The following is a 26,143-nucleotide window of genomic DNA, read 5'->3' as shown; positions in this document are numbered from 1 at the left end:
CGATCACCGTGTTCACAGCCGCGGTGCCGGCACTTGATCGAGCAGTTGTTTGAGCACCTGATCGACTTCCAGCCCTTCGATGTCCAGTTCCGGGGCAATCCGCACCCGGTGGCGCAACACCGACAGCGCGCAGCCTTTGATGTCATCGGGAATCACAAATTCACCACCGCGCAACAAGGCCCGGGCGCGGGCGCAACGTACCAGCGCGATTGACGCGCGAGGCCCGGCGCCGAGGGTCAACCCCGGCCAGGTTCGGGTGGTGCGGGCCAGGCGCACGGCGTAATCGAGTACCTGATCGTCCATGGGCAGATCACTGGCAATGCGTTGCAAGGCCAACACGTCCTTGGCTTGCAACACGGTGCGCAACGGTTGCACGTCGAGCATGTCGGCCCGGGTCGAGCGGCTGACCTGGCGCACCATGTTCAATTCCTGCTCGGCATCGGGGTAGTCCATGCGCACCTTGAGCATGAAGCGGTCGAGCTCGGCTTCCGGCAACGGGTAAGTGCCTTCCTGTTCGATGGGGTTTTGCGTGGCCAACACCATGAACGGTTGCGCGATCGGCAGCGCGCGGCCTTCGAGGGTGACCTGGCGTTCCTGCATGGCTTCGAGCAGCGCCGCCTGGGTTTTCGCCGGGGCGCGGTTGATCTCGTCGGCCAGCAGCAAGTTGGTGAACAGCGGGCCTTTGCGCAGTTTGAATTGCTCGGTCTGCAAGTCGTACACCGCGTGCCCGGTGACATCACTGGGCATCAGGTCCGGGGTGAACTGGATACGTGCGAACTCACCACCGAAGCAGCGGGCGAGGGCGCGCACCAGCAACGTTTTTCCCAATCCCGGCACACCTTCGAGCAGCACATGGCCGCCGGCGATCAGGGCGGTGAGCACGTCGTCGATCACAGTGTTCTGGCCGATCACGGCTTTTTGCAATTCTGTTCTTACCGCTTGGGCCAACTGACTGGCGCGCTGGCGCTGCTGGGCGGCATGGGTCTGTGTGCCGGGCTCGATCTGTTCAGTCATAAGGCATTCCTCAAGGTTTGCAGCTGGGCGACCTGACGGCAGAATTCAGCGCTGGGCAGCCGCTGCTTCGCTCGCGGGCTCATGGCCTGGCTGATGACGCGTGTGGGTTGGCCAGTCAGGCGTGCGAGCACCAGCCATTGTTCGGCAACGCCGAGTTGTTCAAAACCGGGATGACGGTGACGGACACGGCGCAGGATATCTTGTTGCAAGGCTTGCAACAGGCTGTGCTGGCCGTTGCGACGCAGCATGAAATCGGCGCTGGCACGCAGGTGTTCCTGAAGTTGACGACGTGCCCTCGGGGCAGGTTCGAGCAATGGGCCGTTGCGCACGCCAACGTGCCAGAACCCCAAGGCGATCAAGGCAATCAGGGCCACCAGTGCTTGGGGGAAGTTGCGCCACAGCAAGGTCAGCAGACTGTCGTGATCGGTGTTGAACAGCAGGGTCACGTCTGTGTCGGCCGTCAGGTACCACAGCAGCCAGGCGTTATCGTACTGGTCGATGGCCGGGGTTTTCCAGAGGTCGGCATCGGTGATCACGGTGATCGAACCCAGCCCGTGAGTCAGTTGCATCATGTGCGTGGCCTTGCCGCTGTTGGCCCAGGCCTGGGCGAGATTTTTCGGATCGTCGAGATGGAACGCGGTATCGAAGCTGACGTAGGCCGGCGCCTCTTCGTTTTCCAGGTACAGCTTGGTCAGTTTCGGGTAGGGGTCGTCTTCAGGATCGGGCGGTGGTTCCTTGAGGTCTTTGCTCAGGGACTGGTGCACCTGCACCCGATCGAGCAGCAGGTCATTGCTCTGACCGGTCTTCTCATCCCACAGGGCTTCGGCGACGAACAAAAGACGTCCACCGGCCCGGGTCCAGTTCAACACCTGATCCACCTGTCGCGGCGACATGTTCGACCGATCGCCGAGCAACAACAAACTGCGCTGATGAGGCTCGAGCGTCGGCAAGATGTCGAGGCTGCTGGCGTGGCTGACAGTCAGGCCCTGTTTACGCAGAAAATGCTCGGCCGCCAGGTAGGGGTTGGCCTGTGCTTCGGGGGACGGGCCGTGATCGATTTCTGCCTGATAGGGGATGGCCTTGAAATACAGGTAAACACTCAACGCACACACGAGCAGGGCGATGAGCGCACCGACCGAAAGCCACAAACGCCGGTTCAACGGGCCGCTCCGGGACCGAATAACGCGCGCCAGCCGTCACAGAGTTCCTGCTGCAAATGCGCCGGTGGCAGGCGATGCCCGTAGGCCATGTTCTGCCAGTGCCCGGTGAGGTTTTTACTGAAGGCCAGCAAGGCAGGTTGTTGCAGTTGTTCGACCCGCTGAAGAACTTCACCTTCGGTGTCGGCGGGTTTGAGCGCCATGTTGAAATCGTGCAGCAAGTGGCTGAGCAGGGCCCGATAGAGCAACCCGAGGGCTTCACGGGGATTGCTCTGCCAGAGGCTTTCGGCGCTGGCGGCGATGTCGGCGGGCAGGGTTTCGCGGTTGAGGTCCAGGCCGAACGCCTGCTGCGGTAACGGCCGCGCGACTTTACGATTTAACGTGGGTCGACGGCTGACAAAGGCCTGCAGCCAGTCGCGGTAACGCCAGATCAATAGCCCAATGGCGCCGATCACTGTGCCCCACAGCAACACTTCGATCAGGTTGGCCAATACGCCAAAGCGTTGGCTGTCCAGCAAGCTGAACAGCGCCTTCAGCCAGGCGGGTGTTTGACCCTCGTCCGCGTTGTTGGCGGCGGGTTTGTCTTCGCCAAAACGATAGCGGGTGACCGTTTCCTTGTTCTTGAAGGGGGGCTGATCGAGGATGGCCTTGATGCTGTCCCGGGATGCCTGACTGGTCAGTGGTTGCTCCAACAGGCGGGCAGATTCCGGTGAAGTATTCGATTCGGCGGCCCAGCCACTTTGCGCCGTCGGCACCAGCAGCATCCAGGCCAGCAGCAGCGTGACGACCGTGCTGGTCAAGCGTTGGCGCAATCGGCGAAACACCAGTTCGATATCCCAGGCTTCCAGCCGCGTGCGCCGGTTCAGATAAAGGCTGAAACCGCAGGCCACATAGATCGGTTCCCAGACAATCAGCACCAGAACGTAAAAGGTATTGGTCAGGTGTTCCAGCCAGCGCCAGTCTTGGGTGGCGGCGGTAATCAAGGTCTGCCAGCCCCAGTCGAGTTCGACCTGTTGCGGCAAGAGCATGTAGAACAGCACCATCAAGCCGATCCACAGCGCGGTTTCCAGATGCACGCCGATGATCGTCAGCCATTGGGCGGCACCCGCGTTGCGCTGCAGCAGCACGCGCAAACGTTGTTGGCGTGCTTCCCCCGCCAGACCTTCGAGTTGCACCACCGGCATCAGAAAACTGCGGCTCAGGCTCAGGCGACGCCAGGTCAGGCTGGCCAGCAATTGCGGTTTGAGCAGGCGCGGCCATTGGCGCAGGGCCTGCTTCAGTGTGGGCGTTTCGCCGAACATGGCTTTGGACAGGATGTACAGCGGCAGCCGATCGAACGCCGGTTTGAGCCACCAGAACAGGAACACAGCGAGGGAGGGCGAATCCCACAACAGCAAGGTGAGCAGGGCGAAGATCGGCAAGGTCACGATGGCCCAACTGGTCATCAACAAGCGTCGATGGCGCTGACTCAGCAGCACTCCCAGGTCCATGGCTTCCCAGGTCGTGCGCGGGCGGATCACCACACTGGCATCACTCAGGCGCATGACGAGTCCGTCCGGCGAACAATAGATAAATCGCCACCAAGCCCCAGAGTGCCGCGCCGACCAGGTATTTGGTCAGCGGCGCGAGCCCGGTCCGCGACGACCAGTAGGCTTCGATAAACGCCGCAATCAGCAGAAACAACATGACCCCGCAAATCAGCAACACGCTTTTGCGCGCCGCCAGCTGCAGGGCTTCGGCGCGAGGCAAACGCCCCGGCGCGATCAAGGCCCAGCCCAGTTGCAGGCCTGCGGCGCCTGCCAGGGCAATGGCGCTCAGTTCGAAGGCGCCATGGCCGATCACGAACGACCAGAAGGTTTGGCCATAGCCGACGTACGTCAGGTGCCCGGCCACCGCACCGATCATCAACCCGTTGAAGAACAGGAAAAACGCGCTGCCCAGGCCAAACAGCAAACCGCTGGCGAAGGTCTGAAAAGCGATGCCGATGTTGTGCATGATGTAGTAACCGAACATCACCCAGTTTTCACTGGCCGCCCGTTCGGCCGAACGTCCCAAATGGCCGGCGACGGGGTCGTACATGCTTTGCATCTCACTGACCTGCTCGGCCGGGATCAGGTTGTAGATCAGGTCCGGGAACAGATACACCAGCAACGCAAAGCCGATCAGGCTGCCAAAAAACATCAGGCTGGCGGCAAGCACGAAACGCCACTGCTCACGCACCAGTCGCGGAAAATCGGCGAGGATGAAACTCAACACGTTGGCACCCAGTCGACTGCGATGCCGATAAAGCTGTTGATGCCCGCGCAGGACCTGTTGCTGCAATGAATCGATCAGGAAACTGCTATAGCCGCGCTCCTGAGCCAGGGCCAGGTGTTGGCAGAGCCGTCGGTAATCGCTGGGGAAACTGGCGACTCCTGAGGCGTCCTTGCCGCGTTCCAGCCGTTCAAGCATGAGTGCAAACTGCTCCCATTCGGCACGGTGGCGACTTTCGAAAAGGCTTTGCTTCATGTGGGGCCCAACAGTCCGCGGGCGATGCCGTTGAGTTCGGCCACCGCCTGCGGCTTCGATACCTGCAACGGTTGCGCGAGTATCGAGGCGAGCTCGTTGACCCGCGCCTCGGAGAGTTCACCCTGGCGCTCGGCAAACCCGAGGATGGCGCGCTGCTCGGTTAGCGTCAGCGTGAAGGCTGCGCGCCGTGGCGGGACGTCGGGCAGTTGCGGTCGGGTGAGCGGTTGTTCGCGGTAGATCACCAGCGTACCGGCGGCCAGGTCGCCGAGGCGTTTGAAGGTGGGATGTTGCAGGCAGCTGATTGCTCCGAGAAAGTAGCCGAATGGCAACATGTCGACAAATCGCAGCAGGTTGCGCAGCAAGGACGCGGACCAGCCGATCGGCGTGCCATCGTCATGCACCACGCGCAATCCCATCCATTGCTTGCCCGGCGAGCGGCCCTGATTGAGCACCTCGAACAGCACCATGTACCACCAGCTCACCACGAACAGCAGAATCGAACCCAGCCCGGCGCCGAGTTTTCCGAGAAACGCCAACGCAATGAACAGCAGGCCCAGCATCATCCCGCGCAGGCCCAGGTCTATGGCGAACGCCAGCGCACGTACCATCAACCCGGCCGGGCGCAGCGGCAAGTCGATGCCTTCGGGCGTTTCGACGTGATACCGCGTGTCCAGTGGCCGGGACAGCGTCGCTTTCCCTGGCAGTGCTGTGGTGTCGAGCATGGGCAACCTTGATGTGGCCTGGTCCGTCGGATGCTAGCAGCCTCTCGGGGGAAAACGACATAACTATGTATTGCACGGTGCGTGGTCAGAGGTGATTGAATGACAAGATTTCTGGTCGGGGCGGCCTATGTGCGCCTAGACTTCGCCGGTCTTCAGTTCAGGAACAGCCCGTGACCTCGATCTTCTGGTACGACTATGAAACCACTGGCATCAACCCCCGTTGCGACCGCCCGCTGCAAGTGGCGGGGATTCGCACCGACTTCGATCTCAATGAAATAGACGAACCGGTCAACCTTTATTGCCAGCCCAGTGACGACATCCTGCCTCATCCGGCGGCGTGTGCGATCACCGGTATTACGCCCGCGCGTCTGGCCGAACAAGGTTTGAGCGAAGCCGATTTCATGACTCGGGTTCATGCCCAGCTCGCGGCGCCCGGCACCTGTGGGGCCGGATACAACACGCTGCGTTTCGATGACGAGATGACCCGTTACAGCCTGTATCGAAACTTTTTCGACCCCTATGCACGGGAGTGGCAGGGCGGCAACAGCCGCTGGGACTTGATCGATGTGGTGCGCGCCGCTTATGCCTTGCGTCCCGATGGCCTCGTCTGGCCCAGGGACGACGAGGGGCGGGTCACGCTCAAACTCGAACGTCTGACTGCCGCCAATGGTATCGATCATGGGCATGCGCACGAGGCGCTGTCGGATGTGCGCGCCACTATCGCTTTGGCGCGCCTGATTCGGGAAAAACAGCCGAAGTTATATGACTGGCTGTTTCAACTGCGCAGTAAACAAAAGGTCATGGATCAAATTCGACTGTTGCAGCCGATGGTGCATATTTCCGGGCGCTTCTCGGCAGCCCGCAACTATGTGGGTGTGGTACTGCCATTGGCCTGGCATCCACGTAATCGCAACGCGCTGATTGTCTGTGACTTACACCTGGACCCTCAGGGGCTGCTTGATCTGGATGCCGAAACCTTGCGTCAGCGGCTTTATACCCGCCGTGATGACTTGGCCGAAGGCGAACTGCCGGTGCCGCTCAAGCTCATACACATAAACAAGTGCCCGGTAGTGGCGCCGTTATCGGTACTCCGTCCTGTAGATCAGCAACGTCTGGGGCTGGATATGGCGCTTTATCAGGAGCGGGCGCTGCGGCTAAGTGACGCACAACAAGTTTGGCGAGATAAAGTGGCAGACATTTACGCCAGCGACGATTTCTCTTCGAGCCAAGACCCCGAGCAACAGTTATACGACGGTTTTATCGGTGACCGGGACCGGCGTCTATGTGAGCAAGTCAGAGCTGCCGACCCTGCGCAATTAGCACAAGAACAGTGGCCTTTCGATGATGAACGTTTGCCTGAATTATTGTTTCGTTATCGCGCACGCAACTTTCCCGATACGTTGAGCCTGGAAGAGCAAGAACGCTGGCGAATATTCTGTCAGAAACGTTTGTGTGCACCTGAGTGGGGCGCGCCAAATACGCTGGATAGTTTTCTGGAGGCGGCTGCTCAATTGACGACTAGTGCTACATCGATTCAGCGAGAGGTTCTGGATGAATGGCAAAATCATGTCCAGTCATTACGCAAACGTTTGAATCTTTGAAAACGAAAATAATTTGCGCTTGAATTTCAGGCATAAAAAAACGCCAGCATTTGCTGGCGTTCTTTTGGTCGCGGATCAGTCTGCGACACGCTTGCGGCTTATCCCAGCAGGGTAGCCCAACCTTCAACCACATCACCGCCCCACTTGGCTTTCCACTCTTTCAGAGTCTTGTGGTTGCCACCTTTGGTTTCGATGACTTCGCCATTGTGCGGGTTTTTGTATTGTTTAACTTTGCGAGCACGCTTGGTGCCAGTAGTTTTTACTGCGCCGCCACGTGGAGCCTTGGTTTTGGACTCTGGATCCAACAGCGCGATGATGTCGCGCAGGGATTTGGAGTATTCGCCCATCAGGGTGCGCAGTTTGCCTTCGAATTCCAGCTCGGTTTGCAGTTTGTCGTCTTGGGACAGATTCTTCAAACGGGCTTGCAGCTCTTTGATAGCTTCTTCGGTGGCGCGGTATTCGTTGATCAAGGACATGAGGACTACCTTATGTTGGGCGCTGGATGGCAGGTGACAGTGCGACAATAATAGTCAGGGTGTTTCATCAAGTAAACATTTAACCGGAGTTTTATTTAAATTAGTTGCGGAACAGGACACACATTGGAGTGACAGTTAAATAGAGTCACAAATATTCTCAGTTGACCTCTTGAAGATTGCCCGCAAGAACACCATCGCGTGGGGCCGCGTGTGCTTGCAGAACCTGTACCGGACCTGCGGGCAAGGCCATACGTCATCAATACTGCAGTTTTGCTGCGCAATCGCTAGAATGGCGGCCTTTGCGAAGTTCTGGAGTTTCCCCCTCATGCGCACTTTTCGGCTGGTGATTGCTTGCCCGGACCGCGTCGGCATCGTTGCTAAAGTCAGTAACTTTCTGGCGTCACATAATGGCTGGATCACTGAAGCGAGCCATCACTCGGATAATCTCAGTGGCTGGTTCTTCATGCGTCACGAAATTCGTGCCGATTCGCTGCCTTTCGGTATCGAAGCCTTTCGTGAAGCGTTTGCACCGATTGCCGAAGAGTTCTCGATGGATTGGCGCATCACCGACACCGAGCAGAAGAAACGCGTGGTGTTGATGGCCAGCCGTGAATCTCACTGTCTGGCCGACTTGCTGCACCGCTGGCACAGCGACGAACTGGACTGTGAAATCACCTGCGTGATTTCCAACCATGATGATTTGCGCAGCATGGTCGAGTGGCACGGTATTCCTTACTACCATGTCCCGGTCAACCCACAGAACAAGGAACCGGCCTTCGCCGAAGTCTCGCGCCTGGTCAAACAGCACGAAGCGGAAGTGGTGGTACTTGCCCGTTACATGCAGATTCTGCCGCCCGAGTTGTGCAGCGAATATGCTCATAAAGTCATCAATATTCACCACAGCTTCTTGCCGTCGTTCGTCGGTGCCAAGCCCTATCACCAGGCTTCGTTGCGTGGTGTGAAGTTGATCGGCGCCACTTGCCACTACGTCACCGAAGAGCTGGATGCCGGTCCGATCATCGAGCAAGACGTCGTACGCGTGAGTCACAGCGACAGTATTGAAGACATGGTGCGCTTCGGTCGTGACGTCGAGAAAATGGTGCTGGCCCGTGGTCTGCGTTATCACCTGGAAGACCGGGTGCTGGTGCATGGCAACAAAACCGTGGTGTTCTGATAGCCATACGGTTGAAATTCGAAGGGCCTGGGCGTTCAATCGCTTCAGGCCTTTCGCCGTTTTTGCACTGAGAACATGACCATGGCCGATCCATTGGACAAAGCCACTTCCAAAGCACCCGCCACATTGGGTGAGGGCTGTTTGAGTCGCTATGACCCGGATGACCTGAGCGCCGAAGACGGCACGGAGTTTCCCGGCGCAGCCGAGTTGTGGGAGCAGTTGCAGGGCGATTGCGACGATGCAGTCGGGGGCGCCTGAAAAAGATCGCAGCCTTCGGCAGCTCCTACAAGGGCGCGTGTATACCCTAATGTAGGAGCTGCCGAAGGCTGCTATCTATTAAGCCCGTTTGAACTTCATCAGCTTCCTGAGCAATGGCCGCCCGAGCATCAGCAAAAACACCGGACCACCGACCACCAGGTAGAAGTAATAAGTCACTGTCCGCCAGATCAGAATCGCCGCCGCCGCGGTGGACTTCCCGACCATGGGCGCCAGCAGCGCCGCCGATGTCAATTCCGCCGCTCCGGCCCCGCCCGGCAACAGGCTGAACTGCCCCGCACTCAGCGACAGCATCTGGATCAGAAAACACCAGGCCCACTGCAAGTCCGTGCCCAGCCCACGCAACGCCAGATACAACACGCTATAGCGCAAAAGCCAATGCAGGCAGGTCAGTGCAAATACCGTGATCAATGTCTGAAAGGGCAACTTCAGTGTGTCAGTGAACGCCGCCAGGAAGTGCAGGAGCTTTCGTGCCCAGCGCATCCGGGTGGTGCCTTTGACATTGAGATGAGCGAGCAACCGACCACTCAGACGAATCAGCGAGCGGTGGTAGCGAGCCGCCAATACGCAGCTGAACAGTCCGCCGAACATCGAGATGGCGCTGACGGTCAGCAGCCATTCCATGCGCTGACTGAGGTGCTGGAACAGTGCATAAATCAGAATCCCGCTCAGTGCGCAGAGAAAAAACAGCAGATCGCTCAACTGATCCATGGCGAACACGGCGCTACCCCTGGCCGGTCGTACGCCGTGGCGTGCCAGCAGGGCCATGATGGTCAGCGGTCCGCCACTGCCACCGGGGGTGGCGCAGTAAGCGAATTCGGCGGACATCACCACCCCAAGGCTTTTGACGTGACTGATCTTGCCGCGCTGATCTCCCAGCAACAGGCGCAAGCGCAGGGTGTTGAGCATCCAGCACAGCAGGATCATGCCGAACATGACCAGCAACCATTTCAGCGGAAAGCTTTGCAACCGCGACCATGTCTCGCCGCCGCCCAGCAACGACGGGATGAGCACCGCAGCGAGCAGGGCGACGACCAGCAGAATCCCGCGGCTCATGCGGCGCGACCGACGACGTCGCGTTGCTGTGCCAGCCAGTCGGCCTTGGTCATCGGCACACGTCCCTCGTCGAGCAAGCGTTTGAGGGTGTGCAGCCAGTAGTGACGCGAAAACTCATGGCGCATGTCCACGGGGTGCAGGCCGAGACGAATCACCGGCGCCTGGCGCCAACGTTGCTCGCGCTGATCGCTGACGATTTTCGACAGGACTCGACGCCAGGCGCTGTGCGCGCTCCAGACCAGGCACGGGGCATCGATCGCGGTGAAATCCGGCAAACGATACAGATGCTGCGAGTCGCTGGTGTAGTGCAGCGGTACCTGGCGCAAGGCCTGGCGGGTGCCTTCGCTCATCAGCCAGGCCGGAGCGACGAAACCTTCCAGTGGCCAATCATAACGGTGAAACACCTCGATTCCGGCACGCAGGCGGGAGAGGGCGGCTTCCAGAGGCAGGTCGTAGAACTCGCCTTCATGGGTGTAGATTCGGCGCATGAACCAGTCTCGGGGAGTGATGGGGATTGGCCCTTCATCGCAATGGAAATAACCGTGCAGTGCCAGTTCGTCGCCGCGAGCGACGCGGCGGGTCAGCAAACGCCGAAACGCCGGATACGCAGCCAGGTCGTTATGTTTGTGGAAATTTGGCACCACCAGCCAGGTGATCGGCACCTTACCCAATGCGTCGACGGCTTCGACAAAGGCTTGGTAATCGGGCCAGGTTTGCGGCGCAACGTCGTGCAATACCAGTATCAGGCTGGGCGCGTTCATGGGCTCAACCATTGGCGATCAGTGGCCATTGGGTGCCGAGTACCGCGTGATAGTGCCCCAGCAGGCTGTCGACCACGATATCCCAGGCGTAATGCTGCTCGACATGGCTACGGGCTGTTTTGCCCAGCGCGGCGCTGCCCTGACTGAACAGTTCGCGCACCGCGTTGGCCATCGCTGCTGGATTGTTCGGCGCGCAAAGCAGGCCGCATTGACCGGTGACAATTTCCTGAAAAGCCCCGGCCGCCACGGCCACCACCGGAATGCCACTGGCCATGGCTTCAAGGACCACCAGGCCAAAAGTTTCCTGATCACCGGCATGCACCAGCGCATCGGCACTGGCCATCAAGCGCGCGACTTGCGCCGCTGGGTAGAATTCATCGAGGACGGTGACATTGCGCGGTACCAGGGTCGGCATTGATGAGCCCACCAGTAACAGATGGTAACGACGACCCAGGCGTTTCATGCATTTGAGCAGCACCGGCAGGTTTTTTTCCTTGGACCCACGGCCGGCGAAGATCAGCAGGTGGGTATTTTCATCGATGCCCAATTCGGCCCGCAAACCTGGATCCCGTGCATTGGGGTTGAACGTTTGCAGGTCGACGCCCAGCGGTTGTACGAAAACGTTTTTTACGCCCAACCCGATCAGTTTATCGGCCATGATTTGACTTGGTGCCAGAACCCGGTCGAAGTTGCTATAAAGCTTGCTGACATAAGCTTCGACATTGGGTGTAACCCAATTGCCCATGCGATTGCTGACCAGCAGCGGCAGATCCGAGTGATAAAAACCGATCACCGGTACATCGAGTTGCCGCTTGGCGTCCAAAGCGGCCCAGGCAGTCAGGTAAGGGTCGCCGGCTTCAATCAGGTCAGGCTGCAAATCCTGCAGGACATTGCGCCACGGCGCGAGACGGAGGGGGAAGCGATAACCCTTGCCAAAGGGCAGGGCAGGGGCCGGAACCGTGTAAATGCCATCCTGTTCACTCAAATGAGCCCCAGGAATCAGCAAGCTGTGACGAATGCCTGGCTTGCTGCCCAGGCGACGGTGTTTGGCATCCAGATAAGTGCGCACGCCACCGCTGGCAGGGGCGTAGAACATGGTTATGTCAGCGATATGCACGATGAACATCCCTCCGGTCCGTTTGTTCTCCCTTGGGTTGACCTATATGAAGGATAGATGTTCGTTTGGGGTTTTGCGGCGAAGCCAAGGGCTTTGGACGGGGGGGTGGCGAGGGAGCTTGCTCCCGCTCGACTGCGAAGCAGTCGCAAATCAGCCGGTGTGTTCAATCTGACACACCTTTGATCCCGATTTTGGGGGCGTTTCGCGACCCAGCGGGAGCAAGCTCCCTCGCCACAGTGTCCGTAATCAGGCTCTAGATGCGGAAACTACCCACCAACTGCTTCAATCGCGAAGCCTGCTGTTCAAGGTCCGAGCATGCCCGCAACGTCGATTGCAGGTTTTCCACGCCCTCCTGGTTCAGCGTATTGATCTCGGTGATGTCCACGTTGATCGATTCAACCACCGCCGTCTGTTCCTCGGTCGCCGTGGCCACGGACTGGTTCATGCCGTCGATTTCGCCGATGCGCAGCGTCACGCTGTTCAAGCGTTCGCCGGCCAGGTTGGCGATTTCCACGCTGTCCTGGCTGTGGCGCTGGCTGTCGCTCATGGTGCTGACCGATTCCCGGGCGCCGACTTGCAGCTCCTCGATCATGGTTTGCACCTGTTGCGCCGACTCTTGTGTGCGGTGCGCCAGGTTGCGCACTTCGTCGGCCACCACGGCAAAACCGCGCCCGGCTTCACCGGCCCGTGCCGCTTCAATGGCGGCGTTCAGCGCCAGCAGGTTGGTTTGCTGGGAGATGCTGGTGATGACTTCGAGAATCTGCCCGATGTTCACGGTTTTGCTGTTCAGCGACTCGATGTTGGTGCTCGAGGCGCTGAGCATGGTCGACAGCTGATTCATCGCGGCAATGCTGCGATCCACCACCTGCTGGCCATCTTCGGCCAGGCTGCGCGCGTCGCTGGCCTGACTTGACGCTTGTGCGGCGTTGCGGGCGATTTCCTGGGCCGCGGCGCCGAGTTGGTTGATTGCCGCGGCAACGCTGCTGGTGCGCGAGGCTTGCTGGTCGGAATTGAACATCGACGAGTTCGAGGCGGCCACCACACGCAGGGCTACTTCGTTGACTTGGCCGGTGGCCGAGGACACTTCGCGGATCGAGGTATGAACCCGTTCCACGAAACGGTTGAACGCCGTGCCGAGGATGCCGAATTCGTCCTGATTCTGGATGGTCAGGCGCTTGGTCAGGTCGCCTTCACCGTCGGCGATGTCTTCCATGGCGCGGGTCATGACGTGCAGTGGCTGGATCAGCAAGCGGATCAGCATGCCGAGCAAGGCGATGATGATCGCCACCGCAATTATGGTTGCGACGACCGCCGAGGCGCGAAATTCGCTGAGCATCGAGAAGGCTTTGTCTTTATCCACCGACAGGCCGATGTACCAATTGACCGAAGACAGGCCTTTGATCGGAGTGAACGTGACGATGCGGGTCTTGCCGTCGACGTCGATTTCACTGAGTTCGTTGCTGATGCGCGGGGTGTTTTTCGGGTACGCCTCGCTCAGGGACTTCATCGCCAGGGCTTTGTCCGGGTGAACCAGGATCTTGCCATCGGCGCTGATCAGGAAGGCGTAACCCATGCCGTCGAAGTCCAGCGCGTTGAGGCTGTCGGCGATCACCTGCAAGCTCAAGTCGCCACCGACCACACCGATGCTTTGACCGTCCTTGAGCACACTGTTGACGATGGAAATGACCAGTTGACCGGACGCGAGATCGATGTATGGCTCGGTCAGTGCCGAGCCGCCGGTGCTTTGGGCGCTCTTGTACCAAGGCCGGGCGCGAGGGTCATAGCCGTCGGGCATCTTGCTGTCAGGGCGGATGATGAAGGTGCCATCCTTGTTGCCCAGATAAGCGCCCATGAAGGTCGAGGTCACGGCCTTCTGCTCAAGTAGCGAGGAGACGTTACCGATGTCAGCGTTCAGGGCGACGTTTTGTGACAGGTTTTCGATCAACAGGCTACGTCCGGCCAGCCAGGTCTGGATATTGTTGGCTGTTACGCTGCCCATTTCTTGCAGGTAGTTGTCCAGGTCGTTGCGTATCGCATTACGCTGCAGATAGTCGTTGTACAACGTGAACGAGGCGAAGGCAGCAATAACGATGAGGGCGGCGGCAAGCAGTATTTTATGGCTGAAGCGCAGATTTTTATTCATGGCTTGGGGTCCGCTAAAGTCTTAATGTCCAGGGCGTGCTTTTATAAAGGCGCGCAAAATGGGCAGTGTTGAAAGTAAGCTGATATTTCCACCTCTCCTTAGGGGATTACCGACGCTATTTTCAGTCTGGTCTCTCGCTTGTTATCGGCCATGAAGGATCAAAGATTAACCATGGGTGACAAAATGCCTGATTCATCGCAACTCGTTATCGGCGCCGACCTCGCGGGCCAGTCCATCGCCCAGGCCATGCGCCTGGCCAACCGTCACGGGTTGATAGCGGGGGCTACCGGGACCGGTAAAACCGTCACTTTGCAGCGCCTGGCCGAAGCCTTCAGCGACGCCGGCGTGGCGGTGTTCGCGGCGGACATCAAAGGCGATCTGTGCGGCCTGGGCGCTGCCGGCAACCCTCAAGGCAAAGTCGCCGAGCGGATCGCCGGCATGCCTTGGCTGAACCATAAGCCTCAGGCGTATCCGGTGACCCTGTGGGACATTAATGGTCAATCGGGTCATCCACTGCGCACAACCTTGAGCGAAATGGGGCCGTTGCTGCTCGGCAGCCTGCTGGAACTGACCGACAGCCAGCAGTCGGCACTCTATGCCGCGTTCAAAGTGGCCGACCGTGAAGGGTTGCTGCTGCTGGACTTGAAGGACTTGAAGGCGCTGCTCAATCACCTGCGCGACAGCCCCGAACTGCTGGGGGATGACGCGGCGCTGATGACCACCGGTTCCAGCCAGGCGCTGTTGCGCCGTTTGGCAACGCTGGAACAGCAAGGCGCTGAAGCGTTGTTCGGCGAACCGGCGCTGCAACTGGAAGACATGTTGCAACCGGCCGTGGATGGTCGCGGGCGCATTCACTTGCTCGATGCCAGCCGTCTGGTGCACGAAGCGCCGAAGGTCTATGCGACGTTCCTGCTTTGGCTGCTGGCCGAACTGTTCGAGCAACTGCCGGAGCGTGGCGATGCCGAGAAACCGCTGCTGGCGCTGTTTTTCGACGAAGCGCACTTGTTGTTCGCCGGTACGCCCAAGGCGTTGCAGGAGCGTCTGGAACAAGTGGTGCGACTGATTCGCTCGAAAGGCGTGGGCGTGTATTTCGTCACCCAATCGCCGGGCGACTTGCCCGATGATGTACTGGCTCAACTGGGCCTGCGCATTCAGCACGGTTTGCGCGCGTTTACCGCCAAAGAGCAGAAATCCCTGCGCGCGGTGGCCGACGGTTTCCGGCCGAACCCGGCATTTGAAGCCTTGTCGGTGTTGACCGAGTTGGGGATCGGCGAGGCGCTGGTCGGCACCTTGCAGGACAAGGGCACACCCGGGATGGTCCAGCGTGTATTGGTTGCACCGCCACAATCGCGGATCGGCCCGCTGACCGAGACCGAGCGCACCGTGCTGATCGCCGGTTCGCCGTTCAAGGGGCGTTACGACAAACCGGTCGATCGCGAATCGGCTTATGAAGTGCTGATGGGGCGCAAAGGCCTGGCGCCGGAGCCCGAAGCCGCGCCGGGCAAACCTGCACCTGAAGAGCCGAGTTTCACCGAGCAGGCCGGGGAATTCCTCGGCACAGCGGCAGGCCAGGCATTGAAATCAGCGATGCGACAGGCGGCGAATCAATTGGGCCGACAATTGGTACGCGGGTTGATGGGGTCTTTGCTCGGTGGCAGCAAACGCCGCTGAAAATCAAAAGATCGCAGCCTTCGGCGGCGCCCACAGGCGCGTAGGAGCTGCCGAAGGCTGCGATCCTTTGATCTTGCTTTTAAATAATCTTGCTTTTAAACCTTGGGTTTGGCGTGCGCCGCCAACCGCTCCAGCGCCGCCCGCAGGTTCGGGTCGGTAATCCCGTCAGCCGTCGCCTGAATGGTCGCCGCCGCATCGGTCGACAAATTTATCGTATGCCCCGCAGCCCCTTGCTGAACGGTAGGCGGTTGAACCTTGAACAGAATCCGCGTCAGGCTGGCGAACTCGTCGAACAGCTGTAACTGCCGTTGCAGACGCTTTTGTTGATAACGCAGGCGGGTGGCCCAATGGCCGTCGGTGACAATCAGCAATAAACTGCCTTCGCGCCACGACGCCACATGGCAATGCTCGCGGGCTGCTGGCTGCAACTGACTTTCCACCAGACGTTGTAAATGACCCAGGCGTTGAGCGTGGCCAAAAATGGCTTTCAGCGGTTTGGCTTCGCGAAGCAGAACGGCGGGTGCTCTGGCCGTGAGAGGGCGAAATGCCATGATCAGACACCTGAAGTAACAGAGCGGCCATGGTAACAGAAAGCACCCGCTGCCCCCGACCCATTGCTTTGCGAGCGCTTTACCCATTAAATCAACAAGTAACTTGTGCCCTTGATGGGTTGAAGTTCAGCAAAATGCCCTTATTTTAAGTGAGCCCCGTCATAGCGCAGTGCATGCATCGTGGAATAACGCCACTTTCCTCACCATCGTTTCCGGGTAGAATACTCGTTCGCATGCGGCCATGAGGGCTGCACGGGCGACTCACGGGGCCGCCCTCCATCCCTTTAGTGTGGAAGATCCTGCCGATATGTTTGCGCCTTTGTTAAAGAAACTTTTTGGAAGCAAGAACGAGCGTGAAGTCAAACGCATGCTCAAGACGGTGCAGCTCGTCAATGCCTTCGAAGAGCAAATGGTGGCCCTTTCGGACGATCAATTGCGTGCCAAGACAGACGAGTTCAAGGCCCGCCTCGCCAAAGGGGAAACCCTCGACAAGCTGCTGCCAGAAGCCTTTGCGGTCGCCCGCGAAGCCGGTAAGCGCGTCATGGGTATGCGCCACTTCGATGTCCAGCTGATCGGCGGCATGACCTTGCACGAAGGCATGATCGCGGAAATGCGTACCGGTGAAGGCAAGACCCTGGTGGCAACACTGGGCGTTTACCTCAACGCACTGTCCGGCAAGGGCGTGCACGTTGTGACGGTGAACGACTACCTGGCCCGCCGTGACGCCAACTGGATGCGTCCGCTCTATGAATTCCTCGGCATGACGGTCGGCGTGGTCACGCCATTCCAGCCGCCGGAAGAGAAGCGTGCCGCCTACGCCGCCGACATCACCTACGGCACCAACAACGAATTCGGTTTCGACTACCTGCGCGACAACATGGCGTTCAGCATGGAAGAAAAATTCCAGCGCGAACTCAATTTTGCCGTGATCGACGAAGTCGACTCCATCCTCATCGACGAAGCCCGTACCCCGCTGATCATCTCCGGTCAGGCCGAGGACAGCTCCAAGCTGTACATCGAGATCAACAAACTGATCCCGCAGCTGGAATTGCACGTCGAAGAAGTCGAAGGCGAAGTCACCAAGGCTGGCCACTACACCGTGGACGAGAAGACCCGTCAGGTCGAACTCAACGAAGCCGGTCACCAGTTCATCGAAGACATGCTCACCCGCGTCGGCCTGCTGGCTGAAGGCGAGAGCCTGTATTCGGCGCATAACCTCGGTCTGCTGACCCACGTTTATGCCGGTCTGCGTGCGCACAAACTGTTCAATCGCAACGTCGAATACATCGTGCAGGACGGTCAGGTCGTACTGGTCGACGAACACACCGGCCGTACCATGCCGGGTCGCCGTTTGTCCGAAGGCCTGCACCAGGCCATCGAAGCCAAGGAACACCTGAACATCCAGGCCGAGAGCCAGACCCTGGCGTCGACCACGTTCCAGAACTACTTCCGTCTTTACAACAAGCTGTCCGGCATGACCGGTACCGCAGACACCGAAGCGTTCGAATTCCACCAGATCTATGGCCTGCAGGTCATGGTCATCCCGCCAAACAAACCGTTGGCGCGTAAAGACTACAATGACCTGGTGTTCCTGACCGCCGAAGAGAAATACGCGGCGATCATCAACGACATCAAGGAATGCATGACTCAGGGCCGTCCGGTGTTGGTGGGTACTGCCACCATCGAAACGTCCGAGCACATGTCCAGCCTGCTCGTGAAGGAAGGCATCGAACACAAGGTTCTGAACGCCAAGTTCCACGAAAAAGAAGCCGAAATCATTGCTCAGGCCGGTCGTCCGGGCGCACTGACCATCGCCACCAACATGGCCGGTCGTGGTACCGACATCCTGTTGGGCGGTAACTGGGAAGTGGAAGTCGCTTCGCTGGAAGACCCGACCCCTGAGCAGATTGCCCAGATCAAGGCCGACTGGCAGAAACGTCACCAGCAAGTGCTGGAGTCGGGCGGTTTGCAGGTGATCGCTTCCGAGCGTCACGAATCGCGCCGTATCGACAACCAGTTGCGCGGTCGTGCCGGTCGTCAGGGCGACGCCGGTTCCAGCCGCTTCTACCTGTCGCTGGAAGACAGCCTGATGCGCATCTTCGCCTCTGACCGGGTGAAGAACTTCATGAAGGCGCTGGGCATGCAGTCCGGTGAAGCGATCGAGCACCGCATGGTGACCAACGCCATCGAGAAGGCTCAGCGCAAGGTTGAAGGCCGCAACTTCGACATCCGTAAACAACTGCTCGAGTTCGACGACGTCAACAACGAACAACGTAAAGTGATCTATCACATGCGTAACAGTTTGTTGGCCGCCGACAACATCGGCGAAACCATCGCCGATTTCCGTCAGGACGTGCTCAACGCAACCGTCAGCGCGCACATTCCGCCGCAATCGCTGCCAGAGCAGTGGGACGTGGCCGGTCTGGAAGCGGCGTTGCAGAGCGACTTCGGTGTAGCGCTGCCGATTCAGCAATGGCTGGACGAAGACGATCACCTCTACGAAGAGACCCTGCGCGAAAAGCTGATGAACGAGCTGATCGCCGCGTACAACGAGAAAGAAGACCAGGCCGGTGCCGAAGCACTGCGCACCTTCGAGAAGCAAATCGTGCTGCGCGTACTGGACGACTTGTGGAAAGACCACCTGTCGACCATGGATCACCTGCGTCACGGCATCCACTTGCGTGGTTATGCGCAGAAGAACCCGAAGCAGGAATACAAGCGCGAGTCGTTCACCTTGTTCTCTGAGTTGCTGGATTCGATCAAGCGCGACTCGATCCGTGTGCTGTCGCACGTTCAGGTTCGCCGCGAAGATCCGATCGAAGAAGAAGCTCGCCTGCGTCAGGAAGCCGAAGCACTGGCTGCGCGCATGCAGTTCCAGCACGACGAAGCCCCTGGCCTGGAGCAACCGGAAGTGTTGGGTGAAGAGGTCGATGTAGCCCTCGCCACCGCACCGGTGCGCAACGAGCAGAAGCTGGGCCGTAACGAGCTGTGCTACTGCGGTTCGGGCAAGAAGTTCAAGCATTGCCACGGGCAGATCCAGTAAACCCCGTTTCATACGCTGAAATACCCGCGCCGCGACCGGCTTATGCCGTCGCGGCGTTTTGCCATTTAAACCACCGACGCCCCGACGGCGGTGCAGACATCATTTATTAAGGAGCGCATTCATGGCTGTTGGTCTTGGTCCTTTGCCAACGTTGCACCCGGTTGCCGGTTTTGAACTCGGTATCGCCTCGGCCGGCATCAAGCGCCCGGGGCGCAAAGATGTCGTGGTCATGCGCTGTGCCGAAGGTTCCACGGTCGCGGGCGTGTTCACCCTGAACGCCTTTTGCGCCGCTCCCGTGATCCTGGCCAAACAACGCGTGCAAGGCCCGGTACGTTATCTGCTGACCAACACCGGCAATGCCAACGCCGGCACCGGTGAACCTGGCCTGGCAGCCGCCGAGCGCACGTGCGCCAAACTGGCTGAGCTGACTGGCGTCGATGCAAGCCTGGTGCTGCCGTATTCCACCGGTGTGATCGGCGAGCCGTTGCCGGTCGAAAAAATCGAAGGCGCGCTGCAAGCCGCCCTCGACGATTTGTCGGTGAATAACTGGGAAGCCGCCGCTACCGGCATCATGACCACCGACACCCTGCCAAAGGGTGCCAGCCGCCAGTTCCAGCATGACGGCGTGACCGTCACCGTCACCGGCATCAGCAAAGGCGCGGGCATGATTCGTCCGAACATGGCGACCATGCTCGGCTACATCGCCACCGACGCCAAAGTCTCGCGCGATGTGCTGCAAAACCTGCTGCTGGACGGCGCCAACAAGTCGTTCAACCGCATCACCATCGACGGCGACACCTCGACCAACGACTGCTGCATGCTGATCGCCACCGGTCAGGCAGCACTGCCAGAAATCACCGAAGCGAGCGGTCCGCTGTTCGCTTTGCTGAAACAAGCGGTGTTCGAAGTCTGCATGGACGTGGCCCAGGCCATCGTGCGCGACGGCGAAGGCGCGACCAAGTTCGTCACCGTGGAAGTCAACGGCGGCGGCAATCACCAGGAGTGCCTGGACGTCGGTTACACCGTGGCCCACTCGCCGCTGATCAAGACCGCGTTGTTCGCCTCCGACCCGAACTGGGGCCGCATTCTGGCCGCCGTGGGCCGTGCCGGCGTACCGAATCTGGACGTGAGCAAGATCGACGTGTTCCTCGGCGACGTGTGCATCGCCAGCCGTGGTGCTCGCTCTGCCACCTACACCGAAGCCCAGGGCGCGGCGGTGATGCAGCAGGAAGAAATCACCATCCGCATCGAACTGGGGCGCGGTGATTGCAGCGAAACCATCTGGACGACTGACCTGTCCCACGAATACGTGAAGATCAACGCTGAGTACCGTACTTGATCACTCGTTAGACCGAGTCGCTGCAATCGCGAGCAGGCTCGCTCCCACAATAGATCTCCAGTGAATACAACATTTGTGTTCGGCAGGATCAAATATGGGAGCGAGCAGGCTCGCTCCCACAATAGATCTCCAGTGAATACGACATTTGTGTTCGGCAGGATCAAATGTGGGAGCGAGCCTGCTCGCGATGACGGTCTGCCAGTCGCTGCATAGGCTGGCCTGTTTCCTTCATAAAAAGGTCCCGAACATGAGCCTCCACCTGATCATCGGCGACAAACTGCATTCCTCCTGGTCCCTGCGCGCCGCACTGGCCCTTGACCTGACCGGCGCGTCCTACACCGAAGAACTGATCAAGCTGAACCAGCCGGACACTCGCGAGCGCGTGCTCAAGCATTCGCCAACCGGGAAAGTCCCGCTGCTGAAAACCGAACACGGCACCGTCGCCGATTCCCTGGCGATTGCCGAATACCTGGCCGAACAATTCCCCGATGCCGGGCTCTGGCCCAAAGACACTGCCGCCCGTGCCCAGGCGCGTTCGGCGTGTGCGCAGATGCACAGCGGTTTTTTCGCCATGCGCGGCAACATGCCGTTCGACCTGAGCCACGATGCGCCACTGTCGCCGACCCCGCCTGAGGTTCAGGCTGAAATCGAGCGCATGCTGGCGTTGTGGGCTGAATGTCGCGCCGCCGCGACTGAAACCGGCCCGTTCCTGTTTGGCGGCGCGACCCTGGCCGATGCGTTTTTTGCACCGATCGCCGTACGCCTGCGCACCTATCAGGTAAAACTGCCCGAGGCCGACGCGGCCTATGTCGAAACCATCTACCAATGGCCAGCCTTCAAGGCTTGGCGGAAGGCGGGTCTGGAGGAAATAGAGCGGTGAAACGAGTCCATGTAGCAGCCGCGGTTATCCGCGATAGCAGCGGCAAGATCCTCATTGCCCGCCGTGCCGACACTCAGCATCAGGGCGGTTTGTGGGAGTTCCCCGGTGGCAAGGTCGAGGATGACGAATCCGTCGAGATGGCCCTGGCTCGTGAGCTTCACGAAGAGTTAGGCATTGTGGTCAACACAGCGCGACCGATGATCAAGGTCCGCCACGATTACCCGGACAAGCAGGTGTTGCTGGATGTCTGGGAGGTCTCGGCGTTTACCGGCGAACCCCATGGCGCCGAAGGCCAGCCTTTGGCCTGGGTGACCGCGCGGGAACTGGTGGATTACGAATTTCCGGCCGCCAACCAGCCGATCGTCGCCGCTGCACGCTTGCCCGGCGACTACCTGATCACCCCGGAGGGCCTGGAAACCCCGGCCTTGCTGCGCGGTATCCAGAAAGCCATCGCTGGCGGCATCAAGCTGATTCAGTTGCGTGCACCCAACGGCTACGACCCGCAATACCGCGATCTGGCGGTGGATGCGGCGGGGCTGTGTGCCGGCAAGGCGCAGTTGATGATCAAGGGGCCGTTTGAATGGCTGGGGGACTTCCCGTCCGCCGGTTGGCACATCACATCGCAGCAGTTGCGCAAGTACGCGGCGGCCGGGCGTCCGCTACCGGCGTCACGCTGGTTGGCAGCGTCTTGCCACAATGCTGAAGAACTGGCGTTGGCCGAGCAAATGGGCGTGGACTTCGTGACCCTGTCGCCGGTGCAGCCGACGCAGACTCATCCGGATGCTCTGCCATTGGGTTGGGAGCAGGCTTCGACTTTGATCGAGGGCTTCAGCAAACCGGTGTTTTTGCTGGGAGGGGTTGGCCCGGCAGAGCGGCAGAAAGCCTGGGAAGCAGGGGCGCAGGGTGTGGCGGGGATTCGGGCGTTTTGGCCTGAGGCCTGATTCTGCGGTGTTGCTGCTGGCCTTATCGCGAGCAGGCTCGCTCCCACATTGGATTTGTGTACACCTCGATGTGGGAGCGAGCCTGCTCGCGATGGCGTCTTCGGACGCCCCGATTAAATCCCGGGTTTCGCCGCCGGCTGCCACAAAATCTCGGCAATCCCCTGACGCTTGGCAATCAACCTCGCCGCCACAAACAACAAATCCGATAACCGATTGATGTACGCCAGGCCAACCCCGGCCAATGGCTCGATCGCATTCAACTGCTGACAGCGCCGCTCGGCACTGCGCGCCAGACAGCGGCATACGTGAGTCTGGGCGATCAACGCCGAACCGCCGGGCAGAATGAAATTCTCCAGCGGCCCCAACTCTTCATTCCACACATCGATCGCCGCTTCCAGCCGCTCGACTTCCGCCGTGTTCAGTGCCTGATAAACCGGCATCGCCAGTTCGCCACCCAGGTCGAACAACCGATGCTGGCAGGGCGCCAACACCTCGATCACTTCGTTCAACCCCGGATACGTATCACTTTGCGCCGCCAACCCGGCCAACAGCGACACCCACCTGGCTGTTCAGCGTATCGACTTCGCCAATGGCCTCGATGCGCGGATGGTCCTTGGGCACCCGGCGGCCATCGCCGAGCCCGGTTTCGCCTTTGTCGCCAGTGCGGGTGTAAATCTTCGACAAGCGAAAGCCCATGGTTACCTCGACAGCTGATTGAGTTCTTGAGAGACCACCGGAGTGCCTGACAACGGCAGGCGCAAGGTGAAACAGGTACCTTGGCCCGGCGTCGATTGCACTTCCATCTGGCCCTTGTGGTTGTTGGTGATGATGAAGTACGAGACCGAAAGCCCAAGGCCGGTGCCCTGACCGATTTCCTTGGTGGTGAAGAACGGCTCGAACGTACGTTTGCGCACGTTCTCGCTCATGCCGATGCCGTTGTCTTCGACCTGAATTTCCGCCCATGGCGGGTTCAGTTTTGTACGCAGAATGATCCGCCCCGGTTCGCGGTCGTCCGGGCGCTGGTGAATGGCTTGCGCGGCGTTTTTCAGCAGGTTGAGCAGCACCTGTTCCAGTTCGTTGGCAGTGCCGGGCACCGGGCCCAGTGCCGGATCGAACTGCCGAATGATCGCCTGCCCCTTGAAGTCGAAACCGATGGCCAGGTCGAAGTCGTTGCCGGCGATCTCCACCGCTTGATCGATCAGCGCCGGCAAATCGCAAGGCGCCATCTGCCGGGTGCTGCGGCGGCTGAAGCTGAGCATGTGCGTCACGATTTTCGCTGCCCGGGCGCCGGCCTGTTGAATGCCATCGAGTAATTGCGGCACTTCGCGAGCTTTCAAGTACTGGTTGACCGTTTCCAGCTCAATGCCCAGTTGCTCGGCCTGTTCGAGGTTTTTCGGCAGATCGGGTGACAGACGCCGACGAATGTTCTGCACGTTGTGCAGGATTGCACCCAGTGGATTATTGATTTCGTGGGCCATGCCGGCGGCGAGGCCGCCGACCGAGAGCATTTTTTCCGACTGCACCATCATTTCTTCCAGGGACAGACGCTGGGTGATGTCGTCGATCCGGATCACCACACCGCGCCCGGCACCGCCCATCAACGGATAGAACGTCAGGGCGTAATGCTTGGGTTCATCGTCCTTGAGCCAGGTAACCCGTTCAATCTTCGCCACCGTGTGCTGCTCGACGGTTTGCCTGAGTTGCGGCAGGAACGGTTTGAGCGGTTCGAAGGCGAGGAAGATCGGTTGGTTCAAGGCTTCGTCCAGGCGCGTGCCGGACAGGGCGCTGGCTTCCTGATTCCACTGGGTTACGTAGAGCTGCTCGTCGAGGGCGATCAAGGCCGACGGCATGGAGTCGATGATGCTGTTGAGGTAGTTCTGGAAACCGGTGAGTTTCTTTTCGATCTTGCTGCGCACCTGAACTTCCAGTTCCAGCTTGCGGTTGGTGTGACGGGTTTCTTCGGCCAGCCCCTGAGCCTGGTCGTAAGCGGCCTGGGAATCATCGCGGGCGCGCTTGAGCTGCTGCTCCCGGGCCTCGATGCGCGAGAGCATGGTGTTGAACGCTTCGGCGAGGCTGCCGATTTCGTCGTGGTTGCCGCGAGAGGCGCGCAGGGCGTAGTTCTCTTCCCGGGTCACTTGCCGGGACAACTCTTCGAGCTGATGGATCGGCCGGGTAATCAGGCGTTTGATCTGCCGGGCGATCACCAGCCACAACAGCACGCTGAAGATCAGAATCCCCAAACTGGCGGTCAGGGTCCCGGTGTAGAATGCCATCGGCAATTCGCTGCTGGCTACCAGCAGCAAGTGCCCCGGCGCGGTACCGGGGCGGGGCAGGGTGATCACTTGATTGCTGCGAAACTCGGTGGCTTGCCAGGCTTCCAGATGCCGGAAATGCTTCGGTAGATGGAGCTCGTCGCCCTGCTGCAGCTGCGCCAGAAGCACACCTTTGCCGTCATAGAGCGCTGCTGCACGCAACGGTGTATAGCTGTTGAGCTCGTTGAGCAGACGCTGGGCGGTTTGCGGTGACTTCAAGGCGTCGGAGATCAGGCTTGGGTTGGACACCAGTCGGCCGATGGTCTGCAAGGCCTGGGGAGCCATGCTTTCCTGGGAGATGTAATAGGCGGCGCTGATAAAGGTCAGGTTGGCGACCAGCAAAACGGTGGTCAACAGCACCAGCAGGGCGGCCAGCAATTTCTGGCCGACTGGAAGGTTTTCAAGGCGCTGGCGCAATGGCATCAGGTTCATCGCTGAAAAGGAACAAGTGGCCAGCGTAGCCGCTGCTCAGTCGCTGGGCAATCCAAGGCTGCGCAGATGAGCAATCAGGCGCTCCTGCAATTGACTGAGGTGGGGCAGGTTCAACTGATGCCGCGACGCGACCTTGCAGGCATGGCCCAACAGGTAGCTGATTTCTGTGCGGCGCTGACTCGCGACGTCCTGGTACATCGAGGAGAAATTGGCCGCTGTGGCCTTGATCACTCGTTCGACTTCCTCCCGGAGGTTCTCCGCCGCCGCCGGCTGGCCGCAGCGCTCCAGCAGTTCGGTGAGCTCGGCGCACAGGGTGGCGACTTCGCATTGATGTTGCTGCAAACCGCCGTTGCGGCATTCGTGCAGTACGGTCAGCGGGTTGATCGCACAATTGAGCGCCAGTTTTCGCCACAGCCTTGTGAGGATGTCGGTGCTCCACTCATGGGGAATACCGGCGGCGCTCAAGTCCTCCAGCCAGATCGGCGCTACCGGATGGCCGGCATCGCCCAGCCAGGTGTAGCCGTGACCGGCGAACACCACACGCCAGTCGCCATCGCGAAACGCGCCTTCGGTACTGGAGGCGAAGATGCAGCGCGCCTGAGGCACCTGCGCGGCAACCGCGTCCTGACTGCCGAGGCCGTTCTGCAACAGGATCAGTTCGGCGTCGGGTGTCAGGCGATGGGCGAGGCGGGCCACGGCTGTTACGGCGTCGTAGGCTTTACAGGCCACCAGCAGACGACTGATCGGCCCGTCGCTGTCGGCTGTTTCGCCGGGCACCGGATACAGCTGCGCTTCGCCGTGTTCGACCAGCGTCAAACCGCCCACCGTCTGATAGGCCTGTAAGCGTGTCGCGTCCCGCACGATCAACCTGACCGGTACGTCAGCCCGCGCCAGACGTGTGGCCCAAAGGGTGCCGAGGCTGCCGGCGCCGAGAATATGCCAAGGGGTAGACATCAACTTTCTGCTCGG

The 26,143-nt window shown here is 59.8% G+C and carries 21 protein-coding genes and 2 pseudogenes; 8 read left to right on the top strand and 15 right to left on the bottom strand.

Annotation, left to right across the window (positions count from 1 at the left end):
- Nucleotides 1–12 precede the first annotated feature (12 nt).
- The 5 genes from ACZ89R_RS11165 to ACZ89R_RS11145 are packed head-to-tail and all read right to left on the bottom strand — an operon-like array spanning nucleotide 13 to nucleotide 5,401.
- On the bottom strand, nucleotides 13–1,014 hold the full coding sequence (locus tag ACZ89R_RS11165; RefSeq protein WP_429545778.1) for an AAA family ATPase: 1,002 nt from the start codon (nucleotides 1,012–1,014) through the stop codon (nucleotides 13–15).
- Nucleotides 1,011–2,174, bottom strand: a complete 1,164-nt coding sequence (locus ACZ89R_RS11160) for a DUF4350 domain-containing protein (RefSeq protein ID WP_429545779.1) — start codon at nucleotides 2,172–2,174, stop codon at nucleotides 1,011–1,013. The genes ACZ89R_RS11165 and ACZ89R_RS11160 overlap by 4 nt, the downstream gene beginning before the upstream one ends.
- Nucleotides 2,171–3,715 carry a DUF4129 domain-containing protein gene (locus ACZ89R_RS11155; RefSeq protein ID WP_429545780.1) on the bottom strand — a complete coding sequence of 515 codons (1,545 nt, stop codon included), beginning with the start codon at nucleotides 3,713–3,715 and terminating at the stop codon, nucleotides 2,171–2,173. The genes ACZ89R_RS11160 and ACZ89R_RS11155 overlap by 4 nt, the downstream gene beginning before the upstream one ends.
- Nucleotides 3,702–4,679: a stage II sporulation protein M gene (locus ACZ89R_RS11150; RefSeq protein WP_429545781.1), complete on the bottom strand. Its 978-nt coding sequence runs from the start codon at nucleotides 4,677–4,679 to the stop codon at nucleotides 3,702–3,704. The genes ACZ89R_RS11155 and ACZ89R_RS11150 overlap by 14 nt, the downstream gene beginning before the upstream one ends.
- Nucleotides 4,676–5,401, bottom strand: a complete 726-nt coding sequence (locus ACZ89R_RS11145) for an RDD family protein (protein ID WP_429545782.1) — start codon at nucleotides 5,399–5,401, stop codon at nucleotides 4,676–4,678. Before ACZ89R_RS11145 ends, ACZ89R_RS11150 begins: the two co-directional genes overlap by 4 nt.
- Nucleotides 5,402–5,571: 170 nt before the next feature.
- On the opposite strand from ACZ89R_RS11145, the gene sbcB reads away from it, so the two are divergent.
- Nucleotides 5,572–7,002, top strand: coding sequence for an exodeoxyribonuclease I (gene sbcB, locus ACZ89R_RS11140; RefSeq protein ID WP_429545783.1), 1,431 nt, complete (start codon nucleotides 5,572–5,574; stop codon nucleotides 7,000–7,002).
- Nucleotides 7,003–7,100: 98 nt separating this feature from the next.
- Here sbcB and mvaT read toward each other — a convergent pair whose 3' ends face one another.
- Nucleotides 7,101–7,478, bottom strand: coding sequence for a histone-like nucleoid-structuring protein MvaT (mvaT, locus tag ACZ89R_RS11135; protein ID WP_007933316.1), 378 nt, complete (start codon nucleotides 7,476–7,478; stop codon nucleotides 7,101–7,103).
- A gap of 325 nt (nucleotides 7,479–7,803) precedes the next feature.
- On the opposite strand from mvaT, the gene purU reads away from it, so the two are divergent.
- Nucleotides 7,804–8,652, top strand: coding sequence for a formyltetrahydrofolate deformylase (gene purU, locus ACZ89R_RS11130; RefSeq protein ID WP_123501370.1), 849 nt, complete (start codon nucleotides 7,804–7,806; stop codon nucleotides 8,650–8,652).
- 81 nt (nucleotides 8,653–8,733) lie between these two features.
- Nucleotides 8,734–8,910 (top strand): hypothetical protein, encoded by a 177-nt coding sequence (locus tag ACZ89R_RS11125; protein ID WP_185022263.1) that lies wholly within the window; start codon nucleotides 8,734–8,736, stop codon nucleotides 8,908–8,910.
- Nucleotides 8,911–8,988: 78 nt separating this feature from the next.
- Here the strand turns inward: ACZ89R_RS11125 and ACZ89R_RS11120 are convergent, their stop codons facing one another.
- From ACZ89R_RS11120 to ACZ89R_RS11100, 5 genes and pseudogenes are all read right to left on the bottom strand, one after another.
- Complete coding sequence (locus ACZ89R_RS11120) at nucleotides 8,989–9,984, bottom strand: lysylphosphatidylglycerol synthase transmembrane domain-containing protein (RefSeq protein WP_123501371.1); 996 nt, start codon at nucleotides 9,982–9,984, stop codon at nucleotides 8,989–8,991.
- The gene (locus ACZ89R_RS11115; protein ID WP_429545784.1) at nucleotides 9,981–10,757 is read right to left on the bottom strand and encodes a DUF2334 domain-containing protein; all 777 of its coding nucleotides are present in this window, start codon (nucleotides 10,755–10,757) and stop codon (nucleotides 9,981–9,983) included. The genes ACZ89R_RS11120 and ACZ89R_RS11115 overlap by 4 nt, the downstream gene beginning before the upstream one ends.
- Nucleotides 10,750–11,871, bottom strand: a complete 1,122-nt coding sequence (locus tag ACZ89R_RS11110; protein ID WP_429545785.1) for a glycosyltransferase family 4 protein — start codon at nucleotides 11,869–11,871, stop codon at nucleotides 10,750–10,752. Before ACZ89R_RS11110 ends, ACZ89R_RS11115 begins: the two co-directional genes overlap by 8 nt.
- A gap of 244 nt (nucleotides 11,872–12,115) precedes the next feature.
- Nucleotides 12,116–12,880 carry a methyl-accepting chemotaxis protein gene (locus tag ACZ89R_RS11105; protein WP_427623017.1) on the bottom strand — a complete coding sequence of 255 codons (765 nt, stop codon included), beginning with the start codon at nucleotides 12,878–12,880 and terminating at the stop codon, nucleotides 12,116–12,118.
- Between the two features lie 93 nt (nucleotides 12,881–12,973).
- Nucleotides 12,974–14,005 (bottom strand): annotated as a pseudogene (locus ACZ89R_RS11100) (HAMP domain-containing protein); the annotation flags it as partial.
- A gap of 183 nt (nucleotides 14,006–14,188) precedes the next feature.
- Between ACZ89R_RS11100 and ACZ89R_RS11095 the strand changes: the two are divergent.
- Nucleotides 14,189–15,676, top strand: a complete 1,488-nt coding sequence (locus tag ACZ89R_RS11095; RefSeq protein WP_123495529.1) for a helicase HerA-like domain-containing protein — start codon at nucleotides 14,189–14,191, stop codon at nucleotides 15,674–15,676.
- Nucleotides 15,677–15,771: 95 nt separating this feature from the next.
- Here ACZ89R_RS11095 and ACZ89R_RS11090 read toward each other — a convergent pair whose 3' ends face one another.
- Nucleotides 15,772–16,227: a DUF721 domain-containing protein gene (locus ACZ89R_RS11090; RefSeq protein WP_123357942.1), complete on the bottom strand. Its 456-nt coding sequence runs from the start codon at nucleotides 16,225–16,227 to the stop codon at nucleotides 15,772–15,774.
- A 307-nt stretch (nucleotides 16,228–16,534) separates the two neighbouring features.
- On the opposite strand from ACZ89R_RS11090, the gene secA reads away from it, so the two are divergent.
- From secA to ACZ89R_RS11070, 4 genes are all read left to right on the top strand, one after another.
- A complete protein-coding gene (gene secA / locus ACZ89R_RS11085; RefSeq protein WP_192343859.1) occupies nucleotides 16,535–19,270 on the top strand; it encodes a preprotein translocase subunit SecA in 2,736 nt (911 codons plus the stop codon).
- A 121-nt stretch (nucleotides 19,271–19,391) separates the two neighbouring features.
- A complete protein-coding gene (gene argJ / locus ACZ89R_RS11080; protein WP_429545786.1) occupies nucleotides 19,392–20,609 on the top strand; it encodes a bifunctional glutamate N-acetyltransferase/amino-acid acetyltransferase ArgJ in 1,218 nt (405 codons plus the stop codon).
- Nucleotides 20,610–20,856: 247 nt separating this feature from the next.
- Entirely contained in the window at nucleotides 20,857–21,489 is a 633-nt protein-coding gene (locus ACZ89R_RS11075) for a glutathione S-transferase family protein (protein ID WP_429545787.1), read from the top strand.
- Nucleotides 21,486–22,430 (top strand): Nudix family hydrolase, encoded by a 945-nt coding sequence (locus ACZ89R_RS11070; RefSeq protein WP_429545788.1) that lies wholly within the window; start codon nucleotides 21,486–21,488, stop codon nucleotides 22,428–22,430. The genes ACZ89R_RS11075 and ACZ89R_RS11070 overlap by 4 nt, the downstream gene beginning before the upstream one ends.
- Nucleotides 22,431–22,543: 113 nt before the next feature.
- On the opposite strand, the pseudogene ACZ89R_RS11065 reads toward ACZ89R_RS11070, so the two are convergent.
- From ACZ89R_RS11065 to ACZ89R_RS11055, 3 genes and pseudogenes are all read right to left on the bottom strand, one after another.
- A pseudogene (locus tag ACZ89R_RS11065) lies at nucleotides 22,544–23,126 on the bottom strand (cob(I)yrinic acid a,c-diamide adenosyltransferase).
- Nucleotides 23,127–23,128: 2 nt separating this feature from the next.
- Nucleotides 23,129–25,165, bottom strand: a complete 2,037-nt coding sequence (locus ACZ89R_RS11060; RefSeq protein ID WP_429545790.1) for a sensor histidine kinase — start codon at nucleotides 25,163–25,165, stop codon at nucleotides 23,129–23,131.
- Nucleotides 25,166–25,210: 45 nt separating this feature from the next.
- A complete protein-coding gene (locus ACZ89R_RS11055; RefSeq protein ID WP_429545791.1) occupies nucleotides 25,211–26,128 on the bottom strand; it encodes a putative 2-dehydropantoate 2-reductase in 918 nt (305 codons plus the stop codon).
- Nucleotides 26,129–26,143 lie beyond the last annotated feature (15 nt).

It is taken from the genome of Pseudomonas sp. TE3728 (assembly GCF_056279145.1).
The sequence above is the reverse complement of the archived record's forward strand: the minus strand, read 5'-3'. Positions and strand labels throughout refer to the sequence as shown.